The organism is Rhodococcus sp. 21391 (assembly GCF_016772255.1).
In the GTDB taxonomy this organism is placed as follows: Bacteria; Actinomycetota; Actinomycetes; order Mycobacteriales; family Mycobacteriaceae; genus Rhodococcus_F; species Rhodococcus_F opacus.
The window spans coordinates 5690466-5704438 of the sequence record NZ_CP063781.1 but is presented as its reverse complement, the minus strand read 5'-3'; the positions used below and the strand labels follow the sequence as shown (position 1 = coordinate 5704438).

14 protein-coding genes are annotated in these 13973 nt (G+C 66.6%); 12 read left to right on the top strand and 2 right to left on the bottom strand.

The genetic code is table 11. The annotated features are described in order from the left end of the window. Positions 1 to 32: 32 nt before the first annotated feature. Positions 33 to 1502, bottom strand: coding sequence for an aldehyde dehydrogenase (locus tag GO592_RS26270; RefSeq protein WP_007300910.1), 1470 nt, complete (start codon positions 1500 to 1502; stop codon positions 33 to 35). 114 nt (positions 1503 to 1616) lie between these two features. Between GO592_RS26270 and GO592_RS26265 the strand changes: the two genes are divergently transcribed. From GO592_RS26265 to GO592_RS26255, 3 genes are all read left to right on the top strand, one after another. Next, the gene (locus tag GO592_RS26265) at positions 1617 to 2513 is read left to right on the top strand and encodes an SDR family NAD(P)-dependent oxidoreductase (protein WP_007300911.1); all 897 of its coding nucleotides are present in this window, start codon (positions 1617 to 1619) and stop codon (positions 2511 to 2513) included. Positions 2514 to 3051: 538 nt separating this feature from the next. Then, complete coding sequence (locus tag GO592_RS26260; RefSeq protein WP_007300912.1) at positions 3052 to 3516, top strand: PAS domain-containing protein; 465 nt, start codon at positions 3052 to 3054, stop codon at positions 3514 to 3516. A gap of 440 nt (positions 3517 to 3956) precedes the next feature. Then, positions 3957 to 4367 carry a DUF7144 family membrane protein gene (locus tag GO592_RS26255; RefSeq protein ID WP_005262932.1) on the top strand — a complete coding sequence of 137 codons (411 nt, stop codon included), beginning with the start codon at positions 3957 to 3959 and terminating at the stop codon, positions 4365 to 4367. Positions 4368 to 4395: 28 nt separating this feature from the next. On the opposite strand, the gene GO592_RS26250 is transcribed toward GO592_RS26255, so the two are convergent. Then, positions 4396 to 4998 (bottom strand): TetR/AcrR family transcriptional regulator, encoded by a 603-nt coding sequence (locus tag GO592_RS26250; protein ID WP_005262931.1) that lies wholly within the window; start codon positions 4996 to 4998, stop codon positions 4396 to 4398. 84 nt (positions 4999 to 5082) lie between these two features. Here GO592_RS26250 and GO592_RS26245 point away from each other — a divergent pair, with 84 nt between their 5' ends. From GO592_RS26245 to GO592_RS26205, 9 genes are all read left to right on the top strand, one after another. Beyond that, on the top strand, positions 5083 to 6300 hold the full coding sequence (locus GO592_RS26245; protein ID WP_007300913.1) for a cytochrome P450: 1218 nt from the start codon (positions 5083 to 5085) through the stop codon (positions 6298 to 6300). Positions 6301 to 6363: 63 nt separating this feature from the next. Next, positions 6364 to 6924 (top strand): TetR/AcrR family transcriptional regulator, encoded by a 561-nt coding sequence (locus tag GO592_RS26240; protein ID WP_007300914.1) that lies wholly within the window; start codon positions 6364 to 6366, stop codon positions 6922 to 6924. A gap of 5 nt (positions 6925 to 6929) precedes the next feature. Further along, positions 6930 to 8156 (top strand): cytochrome P450, encoded by a 1227-nt coding sequence (locus tag GO592_RS26235; RefSeq protein ID WP_007300915.1) that lies wholly within the window; start codon positions 6930 to 6932, stop codon positions 8154 to 8156. After that, entirely contained in the window at positions 8149 to 8934 is a 786-nt protein-coding gene (locus GO592_RS26230; protein ID WP_007300916.1) for an SDR family oxidoreductase, read from the top strand. The genes GO592_RS26235 and GO592_RS26230 overlap by 8 nt, the downstream gene beginning before the upstream one ends. Continuing rightward, on the top strand, positions 8931 to 10286 hold the full coding sequence (locus tag GO592_RS26225) for a cytochrome P450 (RefSeq protein WP_007300917.1): 1356 nt from the start codon (positions 8931 to 8933) through the stop codon (positions 10284 to 10286). Before GO592_RS26230 ends, GO592_RS26225 begins: the two co-directional genes overlap by 4 nt. Continuing rightward, complete coding sequence (locus GO592_RS26220; protein WP_005262923.1) at positions 10283 to 10501, top strand: ferredoxin; 219 nt, start codon at positions 10283 to 10285, stop codon at positions 10499 to 10501. The genes GO592_RS26225 and GO592_RS26220 overlap by 4 nt, the downstream gene beginning before the upstream one ends. Next, complete coding sequence (locus tag GO592_RS26215; protein WP_007300918.1) at positions 10498 to 11076, top strand: nuclear transport factor 2 family protein; 579 nt, start codon at positions 10498 to 10500, stop codon at positions 11074 to 11076. The genes GO592_RS26220 and GO592_RS26215 overlap by 4 nt, the downstream gene beginning before the upstream one ends. Next, the gene (locus GO592_RS26210; protein WP_039952898.1) at positions 11070 to 12326 is read left to right on the top strand and encodes a hypothetical protein; all 1257 of its coding nucleotides are present in this window, start codon (positions 11070 to 11072) and stop codon (positions 12324 to 12326) included. Before GO592_RS26215 ends, GO592_RS26210 begins: the two co-directional genes overlap by 7 nt. A 14-nt stretch (positions 12327 to 12340) precedes the next feature. Further along, positions 12341 to 13951 carry an acyl-CoA synthetase gene (locus GO592_RS26205; protein WP_007300920.1) on the top strand — a complete coding sequence of 537 codons (1611 nt, stop codon included), beginning with the start codon at positions 12341 to 12343 and terminating at the stop codon, positions 13949 to 13951. The last annotated feature ends 22 nt before the right edge of the window (positions 13952 to 13973 follow it).

The following is a 13973-nucleotide window of genomic DNA, read 5'->3' as shown; positions in this document are numbered from 1 at the left end:
CTCCTGTGTTGTCGGGCCGGCTCGCCGGCGCACTATTGGGCCGGTTCCGCGACCAGCTTGGTTTCCAGGTATTCCTCGAATCCGGCCACGCCCATCTCGCGGCCGATTCCGGACTGCTTGTAACCGCCGAACGGGGCGTCGGCGGAATACCAGACGCCACCGTTGACGCTGAGCGTTCCGGTGCGCACGCCGTCGACCACTCGCTTCACGCGTGCGGGGTCTGTGCCCCACACCGACCCGGACAGCCCGTACGGCGAGTCGTTGGCGATGCTGATCGCGTCCTCGTCGCCGTCGTGGGGAATGATCACCAGCACGGGTCCGAAGATCTCTTCCCGAGCCACCCGGGCGGTGTTGTCGAGGCCGGTGATCAGGGTGGGTTCGACGAAGAATCCACGGTCCCGATCGGCCGGTCGGCCACCACCGACCACGATCGTGCCGCCTTCCTCCCGCGCAAGCCGCAGGTAGTCCTCGACGCGGGCGCGTTGCCGTGCGGAGATGAGGGGACCGCAGATGGTGCCGGGTTTCGCGGGATCGCCCGCGTGCAATCCGCCGAGGGTCCGGGCCGTGGCCTCGACCGCCTCGTCGTACTTGTCGCGGGGAACGAGCAGCCGGGTGGTGATGGCGCAGCCCTGCCCCGCGTGAGTGGACACCGTGAACGCGGCGACCCCGCACGCACCCGCGAGGTCGGCGTCGTCGAGCACGATGAACGCCGATTTGCCGCCGAGTTCGAGGAACACCTTCTTCAGCGACTCGGACGCCGCCGCCATGACGGCCTTGCCCGTGGCGGTCGAACCGGTGAACGACACGAGGTCGACGCGGGGGTCGGTGGAGAGCTGAGCGCCGAGGGAGTGGTCGCTCGACGTGACGATGTTGACCACGCCGGCCGGGAGGTCGGTCTCCTCGGCGATCAGGTGCCCGACGAGGGCGGCGCACCAGGGAGTGTCGGGCGCGGGCTTGAGGACCACCGTGTTGCCGGCCGCGAGTGCGGGGCCGATCTTGGCGAAGTTGATCTGGTGCGGGAAGTTCCACGGCGTAATTGCCCCGACGACGCCGACGGCCTCCTTGAGAACGCGTCGGCGGGTCTTGATGCCCATCGGCTCGGCGATGCCCAGATCCTGTTCCCAGGAATAGCTTTCGGCGAGGTCCGCGAAATACCCGAGGTCGGTGACCGGGCCTTCGAGTTGCGGTCCACTGGTGAGGAAGGCGGGGGCGCCGACTTCGGCGATGGTGATGTCGCGCAGTTCCTCGATGTGGGACTGCAGCACGTCGCGCAGCTGCCGCAGGCAGCGGGTGCGGAAGGCGTGGTCGCGGGACCACGTGGTGTCGTCGAAGGCCCGCCGGGCCGCGGCGATCGCGGCGTCCATGTCGGACGCGGTGGCGTCGGCGGCTCTCCCGAGCACCTCCTCGGTGGCCGGGTTGATCACCTCGAACGTGCCGCCGGAACCGGGAATCAGTTTGCCGTCGATCAGGAGAGCAGAGCTGTCGGTGGGGCGCAGAGTCATGGATTTTCGCTTCCGAATCGGGTGAGTGTCACAGCGATCTCCGAAAACTGGACATGTGTCTGGACTATAGTTTGAACAACTGGATGCCGCAATGACGAGTTCGACGGAGGTGCGATGAATTCACGCGACGTGAGACGGCTGGACGGGCGAGGCGCCGTCGTCACCGGCTCGAGCCGGGGGATCGGCCGGGCCGTCGCGCACGCGCTCGCGGCGGAGGGAGCCGGCGTGGTGGTCAACGGCCGTGATCCGGACGCGGCGGAGAAGGTGGCCGACGAGATCGTGCTCGGCGGTGGCCGGGCGATCGCGGTGGCTGGATCAGCCGCCGCCCACGGCGTCGCGGAGGCGCTGGTCGATGCCGCGGAACGCGCGTTCGGCCAGGTGGACGTGCTGATCAACTGCGCCGGCGTCGCGGAGCCCGCCGGGTCGTCCATCCTCACCGTCACCGACGAGCAGTGGCGCGAACTCGTCGATGCGCACCTGACGGCGACGTTCCGCACATGCCGGGCCGCGGCGCCCCTGATGGCGGAACGGGGGCGCGGAGCGATCGTGAACACGAGTTCGTTCGCGTTCCTCGGTGACTACGGCGGAACCGGATATCCCGCCGGCAAGGGAGCGGTCAACAGTCTGACCCTCGCCATCGCGGCCGAACTGGCCGGATCCGGCGTCCGCGCCAACGTCGTGTGCCCCGGTGCCAAGACCCGCCTGTCCGTGGGAGCGGAGTACGAGCAGCACATCGAGGAACTGCACAGGCGGGGGATGCTCGACGACGCAACGCGCTACGGCTCGCTGCATCCGGCACCCGCCGACTACGTCGCCCAGCTGTACGCGTTCCTGGCCAGCGACCTCGCCGCCGGCATCACCGGTGGGATCTTCGCCGGATCAGGGTGCTTCGTCGGCAGATTCGACCGGCCGGCTCCGGCTGTGCTGGCCTACCGCGACCACGAGACCGAGCCGCCGTGGTCGCTCGACGAGCTCGCGAAGTTGGTGGGTTCCGCTCACGGTGAGCGGTGATTGAATTGTCCGGCATCACAGGGGCCGAGACTTCGTCGTAGGCGGCCGGCGGCGTGTCCCGGAAAGATCAGCCCTACGTCCCGTAGGGATAAGTCTTTCGGATTCCGTGCCGCTACTATGGAATGCATCACGCCGCGGGAACTCGACGCCTACATCGGCAGAACCCGCGTCCCACACGGGCGAGTGAAATCGTCCCGCCGCACACGGCGGGCGACGCCGCGTACGAATCAAGGTCGAAAATAAGACGAGCGCAACGACTCTCGGTAATCACGTCGCTCTGGCGGCGGATAGCGGCTCGTGGAATCGACTTGTGCCTGGGCGAAAGCGGCCCAATGAAGCTGACGCAGAGGCCCGCGGATAGCCGAGCGCATTGTATCGGAATTACGCACGGAGAGAATGTATGTTGTTTTGCACCAAAATGGTTCGACAGTGTCCTCCTGGTGAATGTGCTGGTGACGGACGATCGCGGGCAACGATAATTCGACGATCTGGCCGACGATCGACGTTGCCTCCACTGTTCGGCCTGGCACGGTTCGATGTGTTGGTCCGCTGGGGGAGACGGAGGTGGGCGTCGGCAGGGCCGGGTAGGGACAGGCGACGGTCGGACCCGAACACCGCGCTGGGCTATTTGGAGCAGCTTCCGGCACTGAGGTTGCTCGAGCGCCTTCCGGTTCCCGCCCTTGCTGTCGATGAAGAGGGGGTGATCGTGCACGCAAACTCGGCTCTCGAGCGGATGCTGGGGTATCCCGAGCACTGGTTTGCCGGGTGTTCGGTCGCGGACGTGGTCGTTCCGGCGTCGTCGCCGGGCGGCCCCGCATCGGTGGCGTTGCTGCGGGACTTTGCGGGAAAGGTAATCGAACTCGCCCATCGCGAAGGTTTCGTTGTGCGTGCAGCGGTGAGCAGGTCGGTGTTGCGCAGGAAGGATGACCCCGTCACGTTCGTGTGCTTCCAGGACCTCACAGAGCAGTTGTGGGGCGGTGGGCGGGCCCCCGAATTCGAGTGATGAGCTCGCCCGGTTTCCTCGCAGCACCGAGGATGAGCATGCGTGGCGAGTTCAGGTGGGCGACGACTCCGAGTCGGTGCCGTCCGAGCCGGGGTTGTCGGGACCGGCGAACATCGCCTCGATTCGGTTCGTTTACTTTCGGTGCGCAGTTGTGGACCGAGCGAAGCGGCCGGGGGCCCCCTCCCGGTCACCGCCAGTGTCGCCTGTCCATGCGACGGCGGTCTAGGGGACAAGGTCATCTCCTCCGACGTGCCGAGCACCAGGGCGCGCGAGGGATTCGCGGCAACCGAACGGTCTCGCAGGCTGCGTCGGGTGGCCTCCTCGGCCGGAGCAATCCGATTCCAGGTGGGTGGGAAACCCCGCGGTTCCGACGCGAACGCACACCGAATCGGCGGACAATGAATTCACCCGGCAGTGGGTTGCGGCGAGGAAGGGGCGTCATGTCCGAAAGTTCGTCGGTCAAACAGGGCGTCGCGGCGGGGACCGCGATGGGTGCAGCGGTCATCATGGTCACCGTCGGACTCCTGCAGTTCTTCCAAGGGCTCGCCGCGGTCTATGAGAACGAGGAGTTCGTGGTGGGGGTGGAGTACCTCTACAAGTTCGACTTCACGGTGTGGGGCTGGATCCATCTCGTGCTGGGTGCGTTGGTCGCGGTGACCGGCCTCGCGTTGTTCACCGGCGCCGCGTGGGCCCGGGTGTCGGCGATCGTGATCGCCGCGATCTCGATCGTGGCCAATTTCCTGTGGCTGCCGCACTACCCGTGGTGGTCGGTGCTTATCATCGCGCTCGACGTGGTGGTGATCTGGGCGATCTCGACGTGGCGACCGAACCCTTCTGACGCCTGGGCCTGAGAACGGCGACAGTAGGGGTGGTGGCCTTTCAGGACGGGGTGTGCGTTCGCTCCGGCCACCCGACGCTGGACAGTGCTCCGCGCAGCACCGATTCGTAGATCGAGTCCAGGTCCAGTTCGTCGCCGAGGAAGTCGGTGTTCACCAGCATCACGAAGCCGTGCATCGCGGCGAAGATGCTCACTGCCGCGTCGAGGGTGTCCTCGGGCGGCAGTCCGCACGACGCCAGCATCGTGCGCAGCGCTGTGTTCGCGTCCAGTGCCGCGGTGATGAAGGCGTCCCGGTCCACCGGGCTGGTGGTCAGCGTCTGATACCGATGCGGATGCTCGGTCGCCCAGACGCGGTGCGCGTCGACGAGCGCACGAAGGCCGTCCGGACCGCTTCGGCCCATGGCGATCTCGCGCAGGTGGGCACCGAGTTCCGCCATGGTGCGCACCTGGACGGCACCGCGGATGTCGTCGAGGTTGCGGACGTGGTTGTAGAGCGACGCGGTGACGACGTTCAGCCGGGCGGAGAGACTCGTCATCGACAGTGGCTCCCAGCCGAGTTCGTCGATGATCTCGATCGCGGCATCCACGACCTTGTCTCGCGTGAGTGTGCGACGTCGGATCGGTCCGTTCTGCCCTTTCACCATGGGTCCAGCATAAGGGCTTCCATTATAAATGAAAGTGTGTAGTTTAAGACGCATCCCATTCGTTTATCGATCGAGGAGCAGTGTATGACCGCGTCTCGGATTGATCTCAAATCCCCCGACGTCTACGCGGAAGGGGTCCCCTACGCGTTCTTCGACCATCTGCGGGCGAGCGAACCCGTCTATTGGCAGCCCGAGGAGAACGGCACCGGGTTCTGGGCGGTGACCAAGCATGCCGACGTCGTCGCCGTGTCCCGCGACAGCGCGACGTTCTCGTCGGCGGTGGGCACCACCCAGATCGACGATTTCGACGAGCAGACCCGCGCGAAGCAGGCCGCCATGCTCGTCAACCTCGACCCTCCCGACCACACCCGGCTCCGGCAGCTCGTCAGCCGCGGATTCACCCCGCGCACGGTCAAAGTGCTCGAGGGGCACATCCGCGACATCTGTGCGCGGATCGTCGATCGGCTTCTCGACGCACGCGACGTCGACTTCGTTCCCGAGGCGGCAGCGCCGTTGCCGCTCGAGGTCATCGCGGCGCTGCTGGGTGCGCCTGCCGGGGACGTCGACAGGCTCTACGACTGGTCCAACCGGATGATCGGCTTCGACGACCCCGAGTACGGCACCACCCAGGCCGACGGTGAGATGGCCGCGGCGGAGATCTTCCTGTACGCCAACGAGCTTGCAGCACAGCGCCGCATCGAGCCACGCGACGACATCGTCACCAAGCTCGTGCAGGCGGACGGGAACGGCGACACGCTCACCGAGATGGAATTCAACATGTTCTTCGTCCTGCTCGTGGTGGCGGGGAACGAAACGACGCGCAACGCGACCGCCGGTGGGATGCAGGCCTTCATCGATCATCCCGATCAGTGGCGACGACTGCAGTCCGAGCCGGAACTGGCTGCGAGTGCGGTGGAGGAGATCCTGCGGTGGGTGACCCCGGTGATGGACTTCCGGCGAACCGCCACCCGGGACGCCTACATCGGCGATCAGTTGGTCAGGGCCGGCGACAAGGTGGTGATCTACTACCCGAGCGCCAACCGGGACGAGGACGTCTTCGACGAGCCGTACCGGTTCGACATCGGCCGGAGCCCCAACCCGCAGATCGCGTTCGGCGGTAGCGGGGTGCACTTCTGCCTCGGCGCCCACCTGGCGCGGCTCGAATTGAAGATCCTGTTCGAGACTCTCGCCGCGCGGATCGACCGGGTGGAACCCACTGGCCCGGTCGCCCGGCTGCGGTCGAATTTCATTAGCGGCATCAAGACGATGCCCGTGCGAATTCACCCGCGCAGTCCGGTGTGAGAGTCCGATTTTCGTTGCCAGTCGCTGGTAACTGTAGTAGCGTCCAGACACGTGTCCAGTAGTATGAATTTCGAGTCCACCCGCCGCCGTCTGACCGAGAAGCAGGCCGATACCGTCGACCGCCTCACCAAAGCGGCAGTCGAAGTACTGCGTGAAGAGGGATTCGCGGGACTCACCGTTCGCTCGGTGGCCGGCATCGCCGGGGTCGCGCCCGCGACGGCCTACACGTACTTCTCGTCCAAGGAGCACCTCGTCGCCGAGGTCTTCTGGCGGCGTCTCGCCGCCTCGCCGCAGCCGGTGGACGAGGGACTCGATCGCACTGGACGCGTGGTCGCCGTGCTCCGTCACATCGCTCTCCTGGTGGCGGACGAACCCGAACTCGCCGGAGCCGTCACCAACGCGCTGCTCGGCCGCGACCCCGACGTGGAGCACCTCCGCGCCCGCATCGGGCTGGAGATCCGCGACCGGCTCGCCACAGCACTGGGCGACGGCCACGATCCCGACGTCCTCGAGGCACTGGAGCTGCTGTACGCCGGCGGCCTGGTTCGCGCGGGAATGGGATACGGGTCCTATGCCCAATTCGCCGATCGACTCGAAACTTCCGCCAAGCTGATTCTGGAGTAGATGCCATGACCGCAGCCTCGATGCCCGGGGTGTCACACAATCCGGTGACGTTCAATCCGTACGACTATGGCTTCCACGAAGATCCGTACGTCACGTATCGAAGACTGCGGGAAGAAGCACCCCTCTACTACAACGAGGAACTCGACTTCTGGGCGTTGTCCCGGCACGAGGACGTCGTCGCGGCGTTCCGCGACAACCAGCGCCTGTCGAGCGCGAACGGGGTGTCGCTCGACCCGGCGGCGTACGGACCGCACGCCCACAAGACGATGTCCTTTCTCGCGCTGGACGATCCGCGGCACATGCGGATGCGGCAGTTGGTGTCCCGCGGCTTCACGCCGAGGCGGGTGAACGAACTCGAGGGGCGGATCCTGGATCTGACCCGGCAGTACCTCGACCCGGCGCTCGCGGCGGGCGAGTTCGACTGGATCGCCGAGTTCGCCGGCAAGCTCCCGATGGACGTGATCTCGGAACTGATGGGGGTGCCGGAGGCCGACCGCGTGGAACTCCGCCGGCTCGCCGACCTCGTGGTGCACCGCGAGGAAGGCGTTCTCGACGTGCCCCACGCCGCGATGGAGGCGTCGCTCTACCTCGTCGGCTACTACGCCGACATGCTGGCGGAGCGCCGCAGAAAGCCGACCGAGGACCTCACGTCCGCACTGCTCGAGGCTGAGATCGACGGCGACCGGCTCACCGACGACGAGATCATCGCGTTCATGTTCCTGATGGTGGTGGCAGGCAACGAGACCACCACCAAACTCCTCGGCAACGCGCTGTACTGGGGTTTCCGCTATCCGGGCGAGGCCAGGCAGGTCTTCGAGGATGCGAGTCGAGTGCCGGAGTGGGTGGAGGAGACCCTGCGTTTCGACACGTCCAGCCAGATGGTCGCCCGGACGGCGTCCGTCGACCTGGACTTCCACGACCGGACGATTCCCGCCGGCGACAAGGTGCTGATCCTCATCGGCTCCGCGAACCGCGACTCGGCGGTGTTCGAGGACGCCGACGAATACCGGATCGGCAGGGACACCTCCAACAAGCTCGCGAGCTTCGGCGGCGGCACCCACTTCTGCCTCGGCGCCCACATGGCCAGGCTCGAAGCGCGAATCGCGCTCACCGAACTCGTCTCCCGCATCGACGACTACGACATCGACGAGGCGAACAGTGTGCGCGTCCACTCGACCAACGTGCGCGGTTTCGCCACCCTCCCCATGAAAGTGCAGGTCCGCGATGCCTAGGTTCGAGCCCAACCCGCAGCGACGCCCGTCGATCGTCGCCGGGGCCTCTTCGGGAATCGGCACGGCGACGGCCTACGCGCTGGCCGAGGCCGGTCACCCCGTCGCGCTCGGTGCCCGCCGGGTGGCCGAATGCGAGGAGATCGCGGAGAAGATCCGCAGCAACGGGGGAGAAGCGTTCGCGCACTACCTCGACGTCACCGACACCGCATCCGTCGACGAATTCGTCACCGCGGCGGAGAAAGCGCTCGGCCCCACCGAGATCGCGTTGTCGGGGGCAGGCGACCTGGAGTTCTCCGTCGCACACGAGATGGACCCCGACCAGTTCCTGGGCCAGGTCAACGTTCACCTGGTCGGTGCGCAGCGTCTCGCGCACCGCCTCCTTCCCGGCATGATCGAACGCCGGCGCGGAGATTTCGTCCTGATCGGATCCGATTGCGCCGACACCCCCCGGCCCCGGATGGGCGCCTACAACGCCGCGAAGGCCGGCGTCGAGATGATGGGCCGGCAGATGCGAATGGAACTGGAAGGCACCGGCGTCCGGGCGTCGGTCGTGCGTCCAGGCCCCACCCAGACGTCCATGGGGATGAACACCACCGAGGAGGTCATCGGACCCGTCCTCGAAGACTGGGCGAAATGGGGATTCGCCCGGCACTCGTACTTCCTGCGCGCCTCCGCGATCGCCGACGCCGTCGTCGCCGCCGTCAGTGCGCCGCGCGGCGCACACCTGGTGCTGATCGAAGTGCAGCCCGAGGCGCCCCTGCGAAAGGATGGAGAATGAACCTGGCTACCCCGCAACGTGTGTCCGGCGGTGAGCACGAGCACGGACATCTCGAAGAATTGCGCACCGACCCGATCGCGCTGATGCGCCGCGTCCGGGAGGAGTGCGGCAACGTCGGTGTCTTCCAGCTCGCCGACAAGAAGGTGGTGCTGCTGTCCGGCGCCGAGGCCAACGAATTCTTCTTCCGCTCCACCGACGAGGATCTCGACCAGCAGGCCGCCTACCCGTTCATGAAGCCGATCTTCGGCGAGGGAGTCGTGTTCGACGCGAGCCCCGAGCGCCGCAAGGAGATGCTGCACAACCAGGCGCTGCGCGGCGAGCAGATGAAGGGCCATGCCGCGACGATCGCCCACGAGGTCGACCGCATGGTGGCGCAGTGGGGCGACGAGGGGGAGATCGACCTCCTCGAATTCTTCGCGGAGCTGACCATCTACACGTCCTCGGCCTGCCTGATCGGTACGAAGTTCCGGGAGCAGCTCGACGGCCGGTTCGCGTACCTGTACCACGAGCTCGAGCAGGGCACCGACCCCATCGCATACGTCGACGCCTACGCCCCGATCGAGAGCTTCCGCCGGCGGGACGAGGCGAGGGTGCAGTTGGTGGCCCTCGTCCAGGAAATCATGAACGGGCGCATCGAGAACCCCCCTCAGGGCAAGGAGGATCGGGACATGCTCGACGTGCTCGTCTCGATCAAGGACGAGGACGGCAACGAGCGCTTCACGGCGGACGAGATCACCGGCATGTTCATCTCGATGATGTTCGCCGGGCACCACACCACGTCCGGCACCGCGGCCTGGACCCTGATCGAGCTGCTGCGGCACCCGGACTACGCCAAACAGGTGGTCGCCGAACTCGACGACCTCTATTCGGACGGCTCCGACATCAGTTTCGGGGCGCTCAGGCAGATCCCGAAACTCGAAGCGGTGCTCAAGGAGACGCTGCGGTTGCACCCGCCGCTGATCATCCTGCTGCGCGTCGCGCGGGGCGAGTTCGAGGTCGGCGGCTACCGGATCGCCGAGAACGACCTCGTGGCGGCCACGCCCGCGATCTCCAACCGGATCGCGGAGGATTTCCCGAACCCGGACACGTTCGATCCCGAGCGCTACATCGACCCCAACCAGGAAGACATCGTCAACCGCTGGACGTGGATTCCGTTCGGCGCCGGCAGGCACCGCTGCGTCGGGGCCGCGTTCGCGCTGATGCAGTTGAAGGCGATCTTCTCGATTCTCCTGCAGGACTGGGAGTTCGAGATGGCGCAACCCTCCGAGACGTACCGCAACGATCACAGCAAGATGGTGGTGCAGCTGCAGCAGCCGTGCACGGTGAGGTACCGGAAGCGAAGCACGCGATGAAAGTCGAAGCCGATCTCGACCTGTGTCAGGGTCATGCCGTGTGCGAGATGGAGGCACCCGACGTCTTCGTCGTCCCGAAGCACGGCAAGGTCGAGATCCTCGACACCGACCCACCCGAGAACCTGCGCGCCGAAGTCGAGAGCGCCGTGCGCTTCTGCCCGACCCAGGCCCTGCGGATCCTCGCGGACAACGACTCCGAAGGAGATACCCGATGACACAGTTCGATCGAAGGATCGGCCCGGTGGTGCAGTTCGATCGTGCGGAGCTCGACGAGATGGTGCAGCGCTGGGTGGACGAGAACAAGCGCTGCGAGTCGCTCGGCGACTGGAAGCCGCTCGCCGAGATGTACACCGAGGACGCCACGTACGGATGGAACTACGGCCCGAAGGACGACTTCATGGCCGTGGGCAGGGACGAGATCCGCGACCTGGCGCTCGGGCAGGAAATGGACGGGCTCGAGGGCTGGCGGTACCCGTACCAGCAGTTCGTCATCGACGATCGCAGCGGCGACGTCATCGGATTCTGGAAGCAGGTGTCCGAACGCACCCGCGACGACGGCACGCACTATCAGGTCACCGGAATCGGCGGCAGCTGGTTCCGGTACGGCGGCAACTTCCAATGGTCTTGGCAGCGTGACTTCTTCGACTTCGGCAACGTCTCGAGCCTGTTCCTCGAGATGATCACGAACAACGCGATGTCCGACGGCATGAACGCGCGGATCCAGCGCGCGACGTCCGGTCGGCTGCCGGGGTGGTACCCGGTCGGCAAGGCCCCGGTTCCGCTGTGGTGAGTACGGTGAAGGTTCCGGTGTCGTTCGCCGATCTGTCCCGCGAGGATCTCGCGATTCTCGTGCCGGAACTGCTCCTGTGCGGGCATCTCATCGACCGCTCCGGTATGCCGCACCTGATCGGGGCGTTCGGTCGTGAGGGCATGACGCAGGTCGCGATCGAGGAGTGGATGGCGTCGAGCCCCCTCTACACGCGGCGGATGCAACGCGCGCTGGGATTCGAGGGCGACGGCGTCGTGACGATCTTCAAGGGTCTGCAACTCGACATCGGTGCGCCGCCCCAGTTCATGGACTTCCGGTACCGCGTCACCGATCACGACCACGGCGAGTTCTGGCTGGATCACTGTGGGGCGTTGATGGACGTCGAACCGATGGGCGACGAGTACGTCACGGCGATGTGCCACGACATCGAGGACCCGACGTTCGACGCCACCGCATTGGCGACCAACCCGCATGCGCAGGTGCGTCCCGTGCATCGTCCGCCCCGCAGACCTGCGGACCGGACACCGCACTGCCTCTGGACGGTCACCATCGACGACACCAACGTGCCACCCCCGATTCCGGAAGGACTGGTGACGGTGGGGAAGTCGCGGGCGGCGACAGTCGAGTTGTCGCCGATCGACACCGGTGGGCCGGGGCAGCACGACTACGCGGGCGCGCTCCTCGACGACCTGCGGTTCCCGGACTTCTCCCATTCGGCTCTGACTCGGATGGCGGAGGAGGTGTGCGTGCAGCAGCACCTGCTGACGCTCGGTTTCCTGCTCGCGGTGCGGGCCCGCACCGATGCCGAATCCGCGCTCGACATCGCCCGCAAGCAACTCACCGGCATCGCCGGCCTCACGTCGGAGCGGATCCGGAACGCGCTCGGGCTGCCGGCGGACCTCGAGGGCCTCGCCGTCGTCCTCGCCGTGCATCCGGCGTTCAATCCCCGTCAGTACGTGGACGTCACCATCACCGTCGGTGACCGCATGCTGCTGACCCTCGGCAGGGACTGCGGAGCCGGGGAGGACGGGGCGTGGCCGTCCATGATCGACGCCGAGCACCTCGGGCCGTTGAACGCGCTCGTGCGCGGGGTGTCGCCGCGCTTCGCAGTGCAGGTGGTCGAGGAGACGGATGCGGCGCTGACCGTGGAAATCGTGATCGGTGAGCCGCCCGCGAAGGAGGCACCCGAGGTGGCGCTCACCCGGTTCAGCACGGGAGCCGACTTCGCGTTCACCGATCGAGGAATACCCCTACCACTCACAGTCGTCTGAGAGAGGACGCCCCCGTGGCCTACAACCTTGCGGACCTCTTCGAGCATTCCGTCGACGCGATGCCGGAACGGGTGGCGTTGATCTGCGGCGCCCGTCGCGTCACCTACCGCGAACTGGAGGACCGCGCCAACAGGCTGGCCCACCACTTCCTGGAAGTCGGGCTGACCGTCGATTCGCACATCGGCGTGCACCTGCACAACTCCATCGAGACCATGGAGACATTGCTCGCGGCGTACAAGATTCGTGCGGTCCCGGTCAACATCAACTACCGCTACACCAGCGACGAACTCGCCTACGTCTACGGCAACGCGGAACTCGACGCCGTGGTCCACCATCGGATCTACTCGCCGCGCATCGCGGAAGTCCTGCCCTCGCTGCCGCGGATCCGGCATACCGTCGTCGTCGAGGACGATCTCGGCGGCGCCGGTGTGCCCAGCGACTCGGTGCCGTACGAGGAGGCGCTGTCCGGCAGTGGCGACCGGGACTTCGGCGAACGCAGCTCCGAGGACCTGTTCATCATGTACACCGGCGGCACCACCGGACGTCCCAAGGGTGTGGTGTGGACGCACGAGGCAATCTGGCGCGTCCTCGCGGGCGGTCTCGACTTCTACACCGGTGAGGCGATCGACGACGAGTACCAGCAGTCACGGGTCGGGTCGCAGGGGGAGCCGACCTTGTGGTTCGCGTTGCCGCCGTTGATCCACGCGGCCGCGATGATGCCGACGTTCACCGCGCTGTTCAGCGGGAACACCGTGCTGCTGGAATCGAAGTTCGACGCCGACCGGACGTGGGAGCTCGTCGAACGGCACAAGGTACAGATCCTGATCATCACCGGCGACGCGATGGGACGGCCGCTGATCGAGGCGCATCAGCCGTCGCGCACCGACACGTCGAGTCTGGGTGTGGTGGCATCCGGGGCCGCGCTGTTCTCACCGGTGATCAAGGACGCCTTCCTCGACGCATTCCCGGGACTGCTGGTGTCCGATTCGATCGGCGCGTCGGAGACGGGTTTCGGCGGAATCGGTTTCGCGACCAAGGGGGAGAAGCAGGTGGGTGGACCCCGGGTCCCTGCCGGACGGTACGCCCTGGTGATCGACGAGAACGACGTTCCCGTCGAACCGGGGTCGGGGAAGGACGGCTGGTTCGCGAAGGGCGGGTACGTCCCGGTGGGCTACTACAACGACCCGGAGAAGACCCGGGAGATCTTCCGGGAGGTCGACGGGCGACCCGTCGTCGTCACCGGCGACCGCGCGCGGATCGAGGCCGACGGATCGATCACTCTGCTCGGCCGCGGCAACATGGTGATCAACACCGGCGGCGAGAAGGTGTTCGCCGAAGAGGTCGAGAGCGCGGTGAAGGCATACCACGACGTCTACGACGCCATCGTCGTCGGCGTCCCCGACGAACGGTGGGGGCACCGGGTCTCCGCGGTGGTGCAGGCGCGCGACGGGCGGGGCGTCGACTTCGCCGGACTCGAGGAACACGTGCGGCAGAGCCTGGCCGGCTACAAGATTCCGCGCCTGGTGTGGGTGGAAGACACCGTCCAGCGCACCCCGAGCGGCAAACCCGACTACCGCTGGGCCCAGGGCGTCACCACACAGCGCGACCCCGACCACCGCACGTGAGTGGCGAAGCGCGCTCCCGCAC